We start from the raw sequence: 14,296 nt of genomic DNA on the forward strand, positions 1-14,296 counted from the left end.
CCGCGGTTGGTGATCGTGAGGTCCGCGGTGAAGCCGGAACCCCAGTCGTTGGTCTTGTAGTCGACGCTGCACTGGACGGCCGCCGCGTGGGCGGGCGTTGCGCTGGTGGCGAGCATCGACAGGGGCAGAGCCAATGCGGCTGCGACGGCGGTCCACAACCGTCTCGTGGCTCTGCGCTTGCGTCCGGAATCCACGTTTCTGGTCCTCCTTGCGGAGTGCGGCTCGGTGGGGGGACAAGGCTTGAACCAGTGGGAGCGCTCCCATAGTGGGGATGACGGCTGACCCCGTCAAGACGTTGAGGAGTTGAATCGTTCCGAGCGGAACCTGCCGAAGAAAGTTAAGCAACAACCCTGTGAAAGCGGCTCACTTGGCGCTAGCTTCGTCGGCACCAGTGGGAGCGATTCCATCAGTCGACGCGGCCGTCTCGGCCCGCCCAACTGTGAGGACTCGCTCATGCGACACCCCCCGTGTTCAGCACTTCCAGCCGTCACCGGTACGGTCGCGCTCCGTCCGGGCGCTGTCCGGTCCGGGGTGCGACGGTGTCCCGGGACCGGTCCCGCGGCCGACCGTGTCACCGCCGCCTGACGGCAACGCGCCTGCCCCGCGTGTCTCCTGTGCCCATCGCGGGCGCCGAGGGCAGGACTCGTCGACCACTCGACGTCGACGCCCCTGCTCGATGAAAGTCCGGGGACTGCCTTCCGGGACGTCCCTGATCCCGCGCGCCCTCACCTCGTGATCACCTCCGAAGGAGAAGGAACCCGCACTCATGAGTCGTACCAGAATGTCGCTTGTGGCCGCCCTGGCGCTGGTCGCCGGAACCTCGGGCACGGCACTCCTCGCGGCACCGGCCGGTGCCGCCACCTCCTCGGTGCCCTGCACCGTGGACTACAAGGTGCAGAACCAGTGGGACACCGGCTTCACCACTGCCGTCACCATCACCAACAACGGCCCTGCGAAGTCGAGCTGGTCGCTGCAGTGGTCGTTCGCCGGCAATCAGCAGGTCACCAACGGCTGGAACGCGAAGGTCTCCCAGAGCGGTGCCGCCGTGACGGCCGGCAACGAGAGTTACAACGGCTCCCTGGCGACCGGCGGTTCGGTCAGCTTCGGCTTCAACGGCTCCTACAGCGGCACCAACGCCGTGCCGGCCACCTTCACGCTCGACGGCGTCGCCTGCAACGTCGACGACGGCGGCAGCGGCGGTACCGGTGGCGGCACGGGCGGCGGCACGGGCGGCGGAGGGGGCGGTGGCGGCACGGACGGCCGGGCCGACAACCCCTATGTCGGGGCCAAGGTGTACGTGAACCCCGAGTGGTCGGCCAAGGCGGCTGCGGAGCCGGGCGGCAGCCGGATCGCCAACCAGCCCACCGCCGTCTGGCTCGACCGGATCGCCGCGATCAACGGCGTGAGCGGCGGCATGGGCCTGCGCGACCACCTCGACGCGGCCCTGAAGCAGAAGGGATCCGGTGACCTCGTCGTCCAGCTGGTCATCTACGACCTGCCGGGCCGTGACTGTGCCGCACTCGCCTCCAACGGCGAACTCGGCCCGAACGACCTCGACAAGTACAAGAGCCAGTACATCGACCCCATCGCGTCCATCCTCTCCGACCCGAAGTACGCGGGCCTGCGGATCGCCACGGTCATCGAACCCGACTCACTGCCCAACCTGGTCACCAACGCCGGCGGCACCCCCACCACGACCGACGCCTGCGTGACCATGAAGAGCAACGGCAACTACGAGAAGGGCGTCTCCTACGCCCTGGACAAGCTCGGCGCCATTCCCAACGTCTACAACTACATCGACGCCGGCCACCACGGCTGGCTCGGCTGGGACAGCAACCTCGGCCCGGCCGTGCAGGAGTTCGCCAAGGTCGCCACGACCAACGGCGCGAGCGTCGACGACGTGGCCGGCTTCATCGTCAACACCGCCAACTACAGCCCCGTCAAGGAGCCGAACTTCAAGGTCACCGACACGGTGAACGGCCAGACCGTGCGCCAGTCGAAGTGGGTCGACTGGAACCAGTACGTGGACGAGCAGTCGTTCGCCCTGGGGCTGCGGGACAAGCTGGTCGCGGCCGGGTTCCGCTCCGGCATCGGCATGCTCATCGACACCTCCCGCGACGGCTGGGGCGGCGCCGCCCGGCCCACCGGTCCCGGGCCGCTCACGTCCGTCGACGACTACGTCAACGGCAGCCGTGTGGACCGGCGCATCCACGCCGGCAACTGGTGCAACCAGAGCGGCGCCGGACTCGGCGAGCGGCCCACCGCCGCCCCGGCCGCCGGCATCGACGCCTACGTGTGGGTCAAGCCGCCGGGCGAGTCCGACGGCTCCAGCTCCGCCGTCTCCGACGACGAGGGCAAGGGCTTCGACCGCATGTGCGACCCCACCTACGGCGGCAACGCCCGCAACGGCAACAACCCCACCGGCGCCCTGCCGAACGCGCCGCTGGCCGGGCACTGGTTCTCCGCCCAGTTCCAGCAGCTCATGCAGAACGCGTACCCGCCTCTGCCGTGACCCTGTGACAGGGTGAGTGGCCGCCGGGGCCGGTCGTCAAGCGACCGGCCCCGGCGCAGGCGTCGGTGCGGAGTCGCCGGTGGGTGGTCAGGCGGGCTGAGGGCGGCCGAAGAGGAGGTCGTAGCCGGAGGGGAGCTGGAGCAGGATCTGTTGGAGCAGGTCGTCGTCGGCGGCGTCGGCGACGGTGGACAGGACGGCGCTGACGTCCCAGGCCGCGGTCTGCTCGGTGGCACCCTCGATCCAGGCCGCGGTCGCCCGCACGAACCGCTCCGGGGACAGCGGCTCGGCGCTCTGCAACGGGTTGAGAAGGATCAGGGCGAAGCCTTCCGGCAGCCGCGCCGCCAGCTGGGCTCGTACCTCGCCGAGCAAGTGCGCGCCCAGCAGGGCGAGCACGACGCGAGTCGCACGCTCGGCTTCCTGCGGGGTGCGGTATTCGCCGCGTTCCTTCACGTGGTCGAGGAACGCCTCTCGTCGCACGGTCACCTCGGCAGTCTCCCTTCCTTGCCCCGGATTGCCCGCGGAGGACGGGCAGGGGGGAGATCGGTCGCCCGTCCTCCTCCGCCGAGCCCTACGGCGGTCCGGCTCAGCCGGAGATCTCCTTGCGGCCGGATCCGACACCGATGGTGATCTTGCGGGGCTTGGCACGCTCCGCGATCGGAATGCGCACGGTGAGCACACCCGCGTCGTAGTCGGCCTGGATGTGCTCGGTGTCCAGCGTGTCGGCCAGTACCAGCTGGCGGGAGAAGACGCCCAGCGGCCGCTCCGAGAGCTCCATCTGCACGTCGTCGGCCTTCGCCGTCGGCCGGCGCTCGGCCTTGACGGTCAGCATGTTCCGTTCGACGTCGATGTCGATCGCGTCCGCGGTGACACCGGGGATGTCGAAGGCCACCACATAGGTGTCGCCCTCTCGGTAGGCGTCCATCGGCATCGGGGACAGCCGGGACCACGTACCGGTGCCGGTGCCCACCAGATGCTGCGCCAGCCGGTCGAGCTCACGGAAGGGGTCGGTGCGCATCAACATCGGAAAACACCTCCAGAGGGTTCGGGCAGTTGCTGCCAATGCGCCTCACTGACACCGTTGTACCACGTCATCCTTTGGATGACAATCGATGAGTCATCCAAAGGATGACGACTGGGAACGTGCGCGCTCAGGGGTGTCCGCCGTGGGGGTCCGCCGCGTGGTGCCCGTGGTGCGCATGGTCGGCGTGATCATGGTCGGTGTCGGGTGAGCCGCCCATCATGCGGAGCATGGCCATGCCGCCGGTGCGCCAGAAGCGCACCAGGAGCACCGCGGCCAGGAGGAGGAAGACGATGTTGAGCCAGGTGGTGTAGTTCCAGCTGATGCCTTCCATGGGGACCTTCGCGTCGGCCTGGTCGGGGATCAGGCCGAGCCCGCCGAAGGCGAACTCGACGACGTATCCGGCGATGACGATCGCGAGGTAGAACGTGCCGAGGAGGAAGGCGGCCATCTTGGCGCCGTAGTACTTCCGGTAGATGTTGAGGATCGGCAGGATCAGCAGGTCGGCGAAGATGAACGCCACCACGCCGCCGAAGCTGATGCCTCCCTTCCACAGCACCACAGCCAGCGGCACGTTGCCGATGGAGCACACGAACGAGGCGATCGCCACCAGTGGGCCGACGACGGGCCCCCACAGCTTGGCGGCGAGCGGGTGGCCGTCGAAGAAGAAGGCGCGCCAGAACGAGTCCGGGACCCAGGCGGCGATCGCGCCGGCGATGAGCAGCCCGACGACCAGGTCACGCAGGATCGCCGCCCATTCCATGACGAACACGTGGCTGGTGGCGGTGAAGCCCTCGCGGGAGAGGAGCCTGCGCGTGAAGGAGCCTTGGCGCTGTACGGACATGTCCATCGCGGCGTGGCCCTCCATCGATCCGGCAAGCCCCTGTTCCGCCTGCTCGCGAGCCTGCCTCAGGAGCCTGTCGCGCAGGAAGAGCCTGAAGAGCACGGCCAGCAGGATGATCATGATGGGGCCGCCGACGAATTCGGCGGCGGTGAACTGCCAGCCCATCAGCAGCGCGAGGATGACGCCGAGTTCGATGACGAGGTTGGTGGAGGCGATCTCGAAGGCCATCGCGGCGGTGAAGTTCGCGCCCTTGCGGAACAGTGAGCGGGCCAGTGCCACCGCGGCGTAGGAGCAGGACGAGGAGGCCGCGCCCAGGCCGGCGGCGACGGCGAGGGTGCGGGGCCGGTCGTCGCCGAGCAGGGAGACGACGGTGGACTTGCGGACCACGGCCTGGACGACGGCGGACAGCGTGAAGCCCAGGATCAGGGCCCAGGTGATCTCCCAGGTCATGGAGCCGGTGATCGACAGTGCGTGCAGTACGGCGTGCATGTGAGAAGCCTTCCTCGCACGAAGCGGCGTACGCCCGGCGTACGCGGGGTGAGGGGGCGGATCGAGGGGGCGGGTCTTGCGGGCCGGGGCGGGGCGCCGCCGCGAGGGAGGGCGGCGCCCCGCTCGCGGTCAGCCCACGCGCAGGGTCAGGGCCGCGGTGTGGAGCGTGCCGCCGGTCCGGAACTGCAGGAACAGCCGCCAGTTGCCGGAGGTGGGCAGTTCGGCGTGGAAGGCGAGGTCCGGGCCGCCGTGGTCGCCGGTCACCTTGGTGGTGGGGTGCAGGTGGGCGAAGGCGGCGTCACCTTCGTGGAAGGCGGTCAGGTGGGCATAGGTGTCCAGGTAGGGCTGGAGGTCGGTGACGGGCTTGCCGTCCTTGGCGAGGGAGACGGTCAACGGGTGCGCCATCCCGGCCATGGGCTCGCCCTTGACGGTGACGGTGTACCCGTCGACCTGGGTGCTGGTGGCGGGGGCGGGCAGCGGGGTGTCGGTCGCGGTTCCGGGCACGGTGACGGTGCGGGAGAGCACGAAGTCCTTGTCCTTGCCTGGCCCGCCGTCGGGGCTGAAGGAGGCGAACAGGCGCCAGGAGCCCGGGGTGAGGGAGGCCAGGTCAGCGGTCCAGGTGCCGTCGGCGGCCATGGCGGGGTGGAGGTGCTGGAAGCCGGTCAGGTCGGAGCGGATGGCGTAGAAGTGCATCCGCTTGGTCTGGTCGAGGGCGAATCCGGTGACCGCCTTGCCGCCCGGGCCGGTGACCGTGAACCGGTAGGCGGTCTGCTTGCCGGACGGCAGGGTCGCGTCCTGGGAGGTGAGGCGGTAGCCGTCCTGAGTGTCGGACAGGCCGCTGCCGGAGGCCATGTGGTCCATGCCGGGCATGCCGGGCATCGCTTGCGGCGCGCTGGGCGAGGAGGAGGCGGAGGGCTTACTGCCGTGGTCCATGCCGGGCATGGACGCGGAGTCGCTGGAGGAGCCGCAGGCGGCAAGCGTCAGCGCGAGAGCGGCCGCGGCGCCGGCCGCTGCGAGGGTGCGGCGACGGGCGGTGGGACGGGAGGAGGTGGCCATCGAGGTGGGTCTTTCCGGGTGGGCGCACCACACCGGTGGTGCGCGGAGACGAGCAGGACGCGATGCCGGCTCCGGCCGGGGGCCGGGATCCGGTGCGCGCCTGTCACGTCCGCGCGATGCACACCTGAAGCAGGAGATCTCGCCCGCCGCCCGGTGGTCCGCGCCGCCCCGTCCCGCCGGCTGTCACCCGCAGGGCCGGCACCCACGGGGCGAACACCGCGGCGCCCGCCACGCCGAGCAGACCGGGCGCGGGCAGCTGGATCCGCTCGTGGGCCGCGGTCGACACGCACAGCGTCCCGGACATTGCGGAGGCGTCGGCGGCCCGGACAGTGGGTCCGGTGCCGTGCGCAGCGGGCGCAGGTGTCGCGAGGAGCGGGGCGGGGTGGTGAGCGCCGGTCATCGGCGAGGCGGCCATCGTGGACATGGCGCCGTGGCAACCCTCTGCGGCCGCGGCGGGGGCGCCATGCATGAGGAACAGGCCGAACAGCACCGCGCACAGCGCCGACAGCCGGGCGATGCCCCGCCCGCCCGCGTGTCCGCTGCCCACGTTCCGCCCCTCTTCGCACTCTTCGCGTTCTTCGCAGCACCCTTCGGCGTGCGGCCTGATCACCCACCCCACCATACCGGGGCGGGGTATGCAAGGCGTCGGACTCGACCACGATCAGCCGGTGAAGGGGCGCCTCGGAGGGAGGCTGTGTACCCGGCTGCGGAATGAACGCGTTCACGAGTTGTTGAAAGCGGCATGAAAAAGATCGGGTTCCTGTCCTTCGGGCACTGGACGCCATCGCCGCACTCGCAGACGCGTACCGCGTCGGACTCGCTCCTGCAGGCGATCGACCTCGCCGTCGCAGCGGAGGAGCTGGGGGCGGACGGCGCCTACTTCCGGGTCCACCACTTCGCACGGCAGCACGCCTCGCCCTTCCCGCTCCTCGCCGCCATCGGCGCGCGCACCAGCCGGATCGAGATCGGCACGGGTGTGATCGACATGCGGTACGAGAACCCGCTGTACATGGCGGAGGACGCGGGCGCGGCCGACCTGATCTCGGGCGGCCGGCTCCAGCTCGGCCTGAGCCGGGGCTCACCGGAGCAGGTGATCGACGGCTGGCGGCACTTCGGTCACCGGCCGCCGGAGGGCGGAACCGACGCCGACCTGGCACGCGCCCACACGGAGGAACTGCTCCAGGTGCTGAAGGGGGAGGGATTCGCCGAGCCCGACCCCCGGCCGATGTTCGCCAACCCGCCGGGACTGCTGCGCATCGAACCGTACTCCGAGGGCCTGCGAGAGCGCATCTGGTGGGGTTCCGGCTCGAACGCGACCGCGGCATGGGCCGCCGGGCTCGGGATGAACATGCAGAGTTCGACGCTCAAGGACGACGAGAGCGGTGAGCCGCTCCACGTCCAGCAGCGCAAGCAGATCGAGGCGTACCACGAGGCCTGGCGCGCCGCGGGCCACACCCGTACCCCCAGGGTGTCGGTCAGCCGCAGCATCTTCCCGCTCGTCGACGACCGGGACCGCGCGTACTTCGGGCGCGACCGCGACTCCACGGACCAGATCGGCTACATCGACGCCCACACGCGCAGCATCTTCGGCCGCTCCTACGCCGCCGAACCCGACGCGCTCGTCAAGCAGCTCGCCGAGGACGAGGCCATCGCCGCCGCCGACACCGTGCTGCTCACGGTGCCCAACCAGCTCGGCGTCGACTACAACGCCCACATCCTCGACAGCATTCTGACCCACGTCGCACCCGAACTCGGCTGGCGCTGACGACCGGTACAGCGACAGACGGCACCCGGCCGGGCAGAAACCGCACCGGCGCCGATTTCCGCCGGTCGAGGGGGCGGGCCGCGGTCGGTCACCCGGCCGCGGCGATGGCCGGCGCCTTCGCCAGGTCCCCGACCGCGTGGTCCGCCAGGCGGAACAGGCCGGGTGTCCTGGCCGCCCGGCCCACGGCGAAACAGCGGGCGCCCGCGCGCCGGCCTGCGTGGAGGCCCGCTGCGGAGTCCCCGAAGACCACCGCTTCGCCGGGTGCGACCCCAGCCGTCGGCGGGCCAGGAGACAGCCCTCGGGGCAGGGTGAAGTGGCCGGCGATGCCGCACCGGGTGAGGTGCTCGTCTGCATGGGTACGGCCACCGGGACGTGACGACGGCCAGCGCCACTCCGTTGCGGTACAGGACCGTCTCCTCTTCCTCGGCTCAGAATGCGCGGAAGTCCTCGAAGGAGGGCTCGACCGGAGCGTCGGGCAGGCGGTAGGCCTTGCATCGGGCGCCGTGATGGCCCTTCGGTCCGACGCCGAGCGTCGCACCGGGGAACGCGTCGGGAATCACCGCCCATCCCAGGTTCTGTTCGTAGTACTGCACGGCGGTGTGCACAGACGGCCACCAGTCGTCGTCGATGACGATCAGCCCGCCGGGCCGGACGACCTTGCGCAGGAAGTACAGGTCGACGAAGACTTCATGGAAGCGGTGGCTGCCGTCCACGAAGGCGGCGTCCGCGACGAAGCCCTCGGTCAGCAGTTGGGGAAGCACGACAGAGGAGGGCGCGGCCATGAGCGTGGCGATCGTCTCGAGCCCCGCCGAGCGCAGGAGGTCCCAGCCGGCGTCCGCGAACTCGCTCTTCTGGAACGGGTCGATGATGATGTGCCGGGGGTCGGGACGATCGATGGTCACCAGCGCCTCGCCGATCGCCAGTGCGGAACCGGCGTAGGCGAGACCGACCTCGACGACCGTCGCGGCTTCCTCGGCGATCAGGAGGTCGCGCAGCTGGTCGCAGTGCTGCTCGGGCAGCGTGACGGTCTCGAAGTCCGCCTCAAGATCGCGTGTGCGCGGCGGACCGTCCTGCACGAGTCGTCGCCGCACCGCGCGGACCTGCGCGGCCCGTTCACCTGTCTTCGTCACGCCGGCATCTCCTTCGCTGCGACAGCGCCTGAGACTTCACCATAAGCACGGTGGCGGATCTTGCAGGCCGGTGGGGCAGCGGCACCGGCGGCGGTTGCGAGGACCCGTCCGTCGGGGCTGAAGGCCGTGTCGTTGACGGCTCCGGTGTGGCCGGTCAGGGCCGACCCCATGGCAGTGGCGTGGACCGGGTCGGTCACGTCCCACAGGCGCACGGTCCGGTCGTCGCCGCCGCTGGCCAGGGTGTGTCCGTCCGGGCTGAAGGCGAGGGAGTCGACGAAGCTGGAGTGGCCTGAGCGGCTGCCCCACCTGTACGCAGCGGGCGGGATCGGTGACGTTCCACAGCCGTCCGGTGTGGTCGGCGCCCGCGGTGGCCAGCACGCGGCCGTTCGGGCTGAACACCGGGCCGCGCTCTATGCACCTGATCGCGGGCTCGCGCGGGCACCGGTCCCGACGACGCGGCGGGGGAAGCAGGGTGCCGGGCCCCGGACACGAGATGTCCGGGGCCCGGCACGTCGCGACGTGGCGGTCGACCACGTCAGCACGCCGAGGCACCTCGCGGACGGCGACGACACGACAGCCACAGCCGGTGGCGGCGCAGGGCCGTCGCTCGTGCCGACCGCGGCGTCGACGCCGACGGCGGCACCGGGGCCCACTGCGGTCAGGGGCTGTCCTCGCCGCCCTCGGTGCCGCCGTTGGCCAGCCACTGCACGTAGGCGATCGCGGCGAGGCGGGCCGAGAAGGCGTTGTCGCGGGCTGTGGCGGTCGTGGCGGCGGTGGTGCCGGCAGCCGCGGTGAGGCCCGAGGCCGGTGTGTACATCGCCTCGTTGAAGGACGACCCGTTGGGCGCGGAGGCCACGGCGAAGACGGGGTGCGCCGTGCCGCCGGAGAACGACGTCGAGATGTAGTCGCCGACCATGGTGCCCTGCGTGGTGCTCGCCAGCCAGGAGTGGGGCATCGGACCGGCCAGCTGGGTCGGCGCCGTCCAGGTGCTGCCGCCGTTGGCCGAGGAGACGTACCCGACGTCCAACTGACAGGTGGAAGCGGTGCAGTTGGCGACCGGGTGGTAGTAGTACGTCAGCGCCAGGTGCGCGGTGCCGCCCGCGGTGGACGGGTCGACCGCGAGGCCGGGGATGAAGTGGTCGACGGTGCTCGTCGTCGCGTCGATCGGGATGCGGGTCACCGACGACCAGGTGGTGCCGTTGGTGCTCGTCGCCATGACGATGTCGTTGGAGGTGCAGGAGCTTCCGCCGGCACGGAACCGGCAGTCCTGCCAGACGACGTACACCTTCCCGGCGGAGTCGATCTCGGCGGAGGGCAGCGGGCCGCTGCGCAGGTTGCCGCCCACGGTGAAGGAGCTGACGGTGGCGACGGTGGTGGCGCTGGTCCAGGAGCTGCCGCCGTTGGCGGAGGTGAAGGCGCGGATCGCGGTCTCCGAGGCGTTCGCGATCGGGACCACGACGGTGCCGTTCGGCTGTACGACCGGCTGCCCGCCCAGGCCGGTGGCGTTGTTGCCGGTGTTCTTCGAGGCGCCCCAGGTGAGTCCGCCGTCGGAGGAGGTGGTCATCTTGATGCGGTCGCTGTCGCCGTTGTTGTCGTACTCGGTGTAGCAGTTGCCGTAGAACGCGCTCGTGGCGGTGTTGTCGCAGACGATCCAGTTCTTGTCGAGGCTCGAACCGGTCGCGGTGACGACGGGGTTGCTCCAGGTCAGACCGCCGTCGGTCGAGCGGCTGGTGTACACCTCGGGCACGGTGACGGACGAGGTGATGGGGATGGAGGAGATCAGCCAGACGTTGTGCTTCGCGTCGTAGGTCACCGACGCGTCGCTGACCCGCTGGAAGGTGCCGCCCGCCTGGGTGGTGATCCCTGGCAGGAACCCCTTGGTCCAGGTGGCGCCGCCGTCCTTGGAGGTCGCGAAGCCGACGTTCGAGCCGCCGCCGTCGGTGAACCGGCCGACCTGGAAGGCGGAGACGATCGTCGAGCCGTAGGAGAAGGTGTCCGGTTCGACCTCGGTGGCGTGCTGGCTGGTGGCGTTGGTGTAGGGGTCGGCGCTGATCTGGGTGAGGGCCGGAGCGGCGGTGGCGGAGGTCGCGGTCAGGGCGAGCGTGCCGGCCGCGAGGGCCGCCGTCACCAGGCCGGGTCTCGCCAGGCGGTGGAGCAGTGACGCAAGGGACATGATCCGTTCCCTTTCGGAGAAGGGGCACGTCCGGCATCGCGCCGTCGCAGAGCGGGGGCGGGCGCACGCCTCGTACACGTCCGCGCCAGGGAGGAGCGGGCGGAGCCCGACCGAACCGAACATGGTGCAGGACGTGCTGAAGGACGCCGACACTCTGCTGCGATTAGCATGACCACGTCAACCCCGTTCCGGGGCAACCCCGCACGAACCGCAGGGAATTGACCCGCGCTTGACCCGGTGTGTCAGCGCCGTTCGGCTCGGATGACCGCCAGCAGCACCAGAGCCAGCACCTGGATGGCGACGACGACCGTGATCAGTACCGGGATCGAGTAGCCGTACAGCCCACCGGTCAGCGTCCCACCGGCCAGGCTCGCCGCGCCGACCACGCCCGCGAACAGCCCGTAGGCGGTGGCGCGGCGTCCGCTGGGCACCAGGTCGGCGACGGTGGCGCGCAGCGTGGACTCCTGGATGCCCATGGCCGCGCCCCAAACCAGCGACCCCGCCACCGCTACCGCGACCGTGTCGCTGAACGCCAGCGCCACCACTCCCGCCGTGAGGACGGGCAGGGCGACCAGCACCCGGGGGCCGTAGCGGTCGTACAGCCAGCCCGTGGCAAGCGCCGCGACAGCGTCCACCGCCATCGCCGCCGCGTAGAGCACCGGAACCCAGGCGGTGGTCAGCAGGTGCCGCTGGACCAGGTGGTAGGAGAGCACGCCGAACGTGGCGAACCCGGTCGTGGTGGCCGCGGTGAAGGCGGCGTACGTCCAGAAGGCCCTCGGCAGCCGCCCGCCCCGCGCGTCCGGTGCCGCGGGTGCCGAAGCCGTCGTCTCGCGCTCGTAGGCCTCCGGGTCCGGCATCCGGGCCCGGAGCCAGAACAGCAGCAGCAGTACGGCGATGCCCGGGACGGCGAGGACACCGAGCGCGGGGCCGTAGTCGCCGCCGGTCAGCGCGAGCACACCCGCCACCAGCAGCGGGCCTGCGATGGCTCCGATCTGGTCCAGCGCCTCATGGACGGCGAAGCCGCGTCCTCGTCCCGTGGCCGCGGTGGCGTGCGAGAGGAGCGTGTCCTTCGCGGGTGAGCGCACGGCCTTGCCCACCCGTTCGGCGATCACCAGGACGCAGGCGGCCCACAGCACCCCGGACACACCGAGCAGCGGCACCGAGACGACCGTCAGGGCGTACCCGCCGATCGCCAGACCCCAGAAGCGACGCGTCCGGTCCGCCAGCGGACCGGAGACCAGCCGCAGTACCAGCGCCGCCGACTCCCCGGCACCGGTCACCACCCCCACGACGAGGGACGACGCCCCCAGCGAGGCCAGCAGCGGGCCGGTGATCGAGCGGGCGCCCTCGTAGACGACGTCCGCGAGCAGACTGATCGTGCCGAACCACACCACGAATCGCCACGGCCCCATACGCCATGCCGCCGGCTCCCCCGGGCCCCGAGCCCCGGGCATCGGTCGGTTCACGCCCACCACCCCTCCGCGGTCCAGGGGACATATCACCGCTGGAACGGCACACCCGGCCACCCCAACCGTCTAAAGATTCCCTGGCCGACAGGGGAAACGCCCGCTCCCGAGCCGGGGGCGGCCGTTGAGGAGGACGCGTACGAGGTGTGAACGCGCCCGGGTGCGCGCTGGGTCGACCGCCTCGCCCTCACACCGCCCGCGCCGGGTGGCCGCGATGCGGTCGGTGCCGCGGGCGGCGAAAGGCCGTTGCCGGGTGCGGGCCGGTCGCAGTCGGCGAACCCGGCCTCGATCGCGGCGCTGTGGCGCTGTGTCCGGACGGGTGGAACGGTCGATGAGTCCGCTGTCGCCCCCCTGCCGACGGCCGTGAACGGTCAGGCGGCCGTCATGGTGGGGCGCGGGGCCCCGCGTGGGGTGAAGATGCGACACCTCCACCCCACGCGGGCACCTTCGCCATGCTCGTGATCAGTACACCTAGCCCAAGAGGTGCGACAGCGGCTCGTCGCCCTTCGCCTGCGTCGAGTTCTCGGTGCACTGCTGGTTCTGCGGCGCCGACAGGACCGGCACGTCCTGGAGCACGGAAACCGGCACGACGCCGACGAGGGAAGCGGCGTCGACCTTGACCGGCACGCCGGCACAGAGCTGGTTCAGCGAGCCCTCGACCAGGGCCAGCTGGGGGCTCATGGCCCCATCGGTCTTCGCGTTGCCGACCGCCGTCGCGGCGCCGTTGCCGCTGAGACTCGTCGTGCCGCTGTCGTTGTCGGAGGCCGTCGCCTGAGGAGCGATCCCGAGCAGGCCGACTGCGAGTACTGCTGTGACGATCATCTTTTTCATGGTCCGTTCTTGCCCGGTCGAGGGAGCCACTGCCTCCCAAATCCCCCGACATCACCCGATCGATGGGGCGACGGACCCCGGCCCATCGACCACGCACAGCGGCCCCGCAGACAGGAGGAGCAGGGTTCCACTGCTGGGCCTGCGGGACCGGTGCATCACTCACGTACCCTGCAATGCGTCCGATACGCCCCGTCCATCCCAACCGCTCACGCCGCAGGCACTTCGTGCGCGAGTGGGGCCCGGCCGTGTTCGGCCGGGCCCCACTCACTTCTCACGGACGGCGCGCGCCTCGCGCCGGGTCAGGTCCGTCTACCAGCGGTACCAGCGGCCTTTGCGGCCGCCGCTGTCCACCGTACGGACGACGAAGCCCAGCAACCACACGACGAGCACGATCACCGCGATCCACCACAGTGCCTTCAGTGCGAAACCCGCGCCGAATAGGATCAGAGCCAGCAGAAGAACGAGAAGCAGGGGAACCATCGTTATCAACCTCCTGGCCACCGAATGCCCTTACTTCAGCCCTACAAGCACGCGACATACGAGTTACTTCCCAGGGATGTGGGGCATAGGCGCGCCGCACCGGCGGTCCGGCCGGCGTCGGGTCACTCGGGGTGCGCGACCGCCTCTCGCTGAAGTTGCACCGCCGCGAGCAGACTCAGCGTCGGTTCCGCCTGGCGCAGCGCCCTCACCGCGGCGACCGAGCCGACGTCCCCGATGAAGCCGACGGCGGCCAGCCGGGAGCGGACCCAACGGGCACGCAGCAGGACCTCGGGGGTGGCGGCGGTGGACTCCACAAGTGCGACGGCGCGTTCCAGGCCCGGGCGTTCCTCCGGCGAAGCCTGCGTGAGCGCCTCCCGCAGGGCAGCGGCGACCTCGTCCGTGTCCCGGATGGTCAACACGAAGGTGTTCTTCCTGCCCAGAGCCGTGATACCTGTCATGGAGGTCAGCCTGACGGCCACGGCCGTGCGCGCCAACCGACTTGAGGAAGCTCAGAGGTACCGTCCGGGCCACA

General features: G+C 70.7%; 15 protein-coding genes. 2 read left to right on the top strand and 13 right to left on the bottom strand.

Translation table 11 applies throughout. The annotated features are described in order from the left end of the window. Positions 1-194, bottom strand: a 194-nt coding sequence (locus tag AB0G52_RS33910) for a hypothetical protein (protein ID WP_361341836.1), incomplete at its 3' end; no start/stop codon positions are given. A 572-nt stretch (positions 195-766) separates the two neighbouring features. Between AB0G52_RS33910 and AB0G52_RS33915 the strand changes: the two genes are divergently transcribed. Then, positions 767-2,512, top strand: coding sequence for a glycoside hydrolase family 6 protein (locus AB0G52_RS33915; RefSeq protein WP_361341839.1), 1,746 nt, complete (start codon positions 767-769; stop codon positions 2,510-2,512). Between the two features lie 87 nt (positions 2,513-2,599). Here the strand turns inward: AB0G52_RS33915 and AB0G52_RS33920 are convergent, their stop codons facing one another. The 5 genes from AB0G52_RS33920 to AB0G52_RS33940 form a co-directional block, all read right to left on the bottom strand. After that, positions 2,600-2,995 carry a DUF2267 domain-containing protein gene (locus tag AB0G52_RS33920; RefSeq protein ID WP_132891753.1) on the bottom strand — a complete coding sequence of 132 codons (396 nt, stop codon included), beginning with the start codon at positions 2,993-2,995 and terminating at the stop codon, positions 2,600-2,602. A 100-nt stretch (positions 2,996-3,095) separates the two neighbouring features. Next, positions 3,096-3,533, bottom strand: a complete 438-nt coding sequence (locus AB0G52_RS33925; protein ID WP_132891754.1) for an Hsp20/alpha crystallin family protein — start codon at positions 3,531-3,533, stop codon at positions 3,096-3,098. 127 nt (positions 3,534-3,660) lie between these two features. Then, positions 3,661-4,863, bottom strand: a complete 1,203-nt coding sequence (locus AB0G52_RS33930; protein WP_132891755.1) for a permease — start codon at positions 4,861-4,863, stop codon at positions 3,661-3,663. Positions 4,864-4,992: 129 nt separating this feature from the next. Beyond that, a complete protein-coding gene (locus AB0G52_RS33935) occupies positions 4,993-5,919 on the bottom strand; it encodes a hypothetical protein (RefSeq protein ID WP_361341843.1) in 927 nt (308 codons plus the stop codon). Positions 5,920-6,022: 103 nt separating this feature from the next. Next, positions 6,023-6,466: a hypothetical protein gene (locus AB0G52_RS33940; protein ID WP_132891757.1), complete on the bottom strand. Its 444-nt coding sequence runs from the start codon at positions 6,464-6,466 to the stop codon at positions 6,023-6,025. A 195-nt stretch (positions 6,467-6,661) separates the two neighbouring features. On the opposite strand from AB0G52_RS33940, the gene AB0G52_RS33945 reads away from it, so the two are divergent. Continuing rightward, the gene (locus tag AB0G52_RS33945; RefSeq protein ID WP_132891758.1) at positions 6,662-7,684 is read left to right on the top strand and encodes an LLM class flavin-dependent oxidoreductase; all 1,023 of its coding nucleotides are present in this window, start codon (positions 6,662-6,664) and stop codon (positions 7,682-7,684) included. A 428-nt stretch (positions 7,685-8,112) separates the two neighbouring features. Here the strand turns inward: AB0G52_RS33945 and AB0G52_RS33950 are convergent, their stop codons facing one another. The 7 genes from AB0G52_RS33950 to AB0G52_RS33980 form a co-directional block, all read right to left on the bottom strand. Further along, positions 8,113-8,814: a class I SAM-dependent methyltransferase gene (locus AB0G52_RS33950; RefSeq protein ID WP_361341846.1), complete on the bottom strand. Its 702-nt coding sequence runs from the start codon at positions 8,812-8,814 to the stop codon at positions 8,113-8,115. Next, entirely contained in the window at positions 8,811-9,140 is a 330-nt protein-coding gene (locus AB0G52_RS33955) for a hypothetical protein (protein WP_361342003.1), read from the bottom strand. The genes AB0G52_RS33950 and AB0G52_RS33955 overlap by 4 nt, the downstream gene beginning before the upstream one ends. A gap of 332 nt (positions 9,141-9,472) precedes the next feature. Continuing rightward, entirely contained in the window at positions 9,473-10,987 is a 1,515-nt protein-coding gene (locus tag AB0G52_RS33960) for a sialidase family protein (RefSeq protein WP_361341849.1), read from the bottom strand. Between the two features lie 242 nt (positions 10,988-11,229). Next, positions 11,230-12,399 carry an MFS transporter gene (locus AB0G52_RS33965; protein WP_165939492.1) on the bottom strand — a complete coding sequence of 390 codons (1,170 nt, stop codon included), beginning with the start codon at positions 12,397-12,399 and terminating at the stop codon, positions 11,230-11,232. Positions 12,400-12,924: 525 nt separating this feature from the next. Continuing rightward, positions 12,925-13,284 (bottom strand): rodlin, encoded by a 360-nt coding sequence (locus AB0G52_RS33970; RefSeq protein ID WP_361341853.1) that lies wholly within the window; start codon positions 13,282-13,284, stop codon positions 12,925-12,927. 309 nt (positions 13,285-13,593) lie between these two features. Then, positions 13,594-13,764 (bottom strand): hydrophobic protein, encoded by a 171-nt coding sequence (locus AB0G52_RS33975; protein ID WP_132891762.1) that lies wholly within the window; start codon positions 13,762-13,764, stop codon positions 13,594-13,596. Positions 13,765-13,886: 122 nt separating this feature from the next. Continuing rightward, a complete protein-coding gene (locus AB0G52_RS33980) occupies positions 13,887-14,222 on the bottom strand; it encodes a hypothetical protein (RefSeq protein ID WP_361341856.1) in 336 nt (111 codons plus the stop codon). Between the last annotated feature and the right edge of the window lie 74 nt (positions 14,223-14,296).

The sequence above is a fragment of the Streptomyces sp. NPDC021562 genome (assembly GCF_040640875.1).
GTDB lineage: Bacteria > Actinomycetota > Actinomycetes > Streptomycetales > Streptomycetaceae > Streptomyces.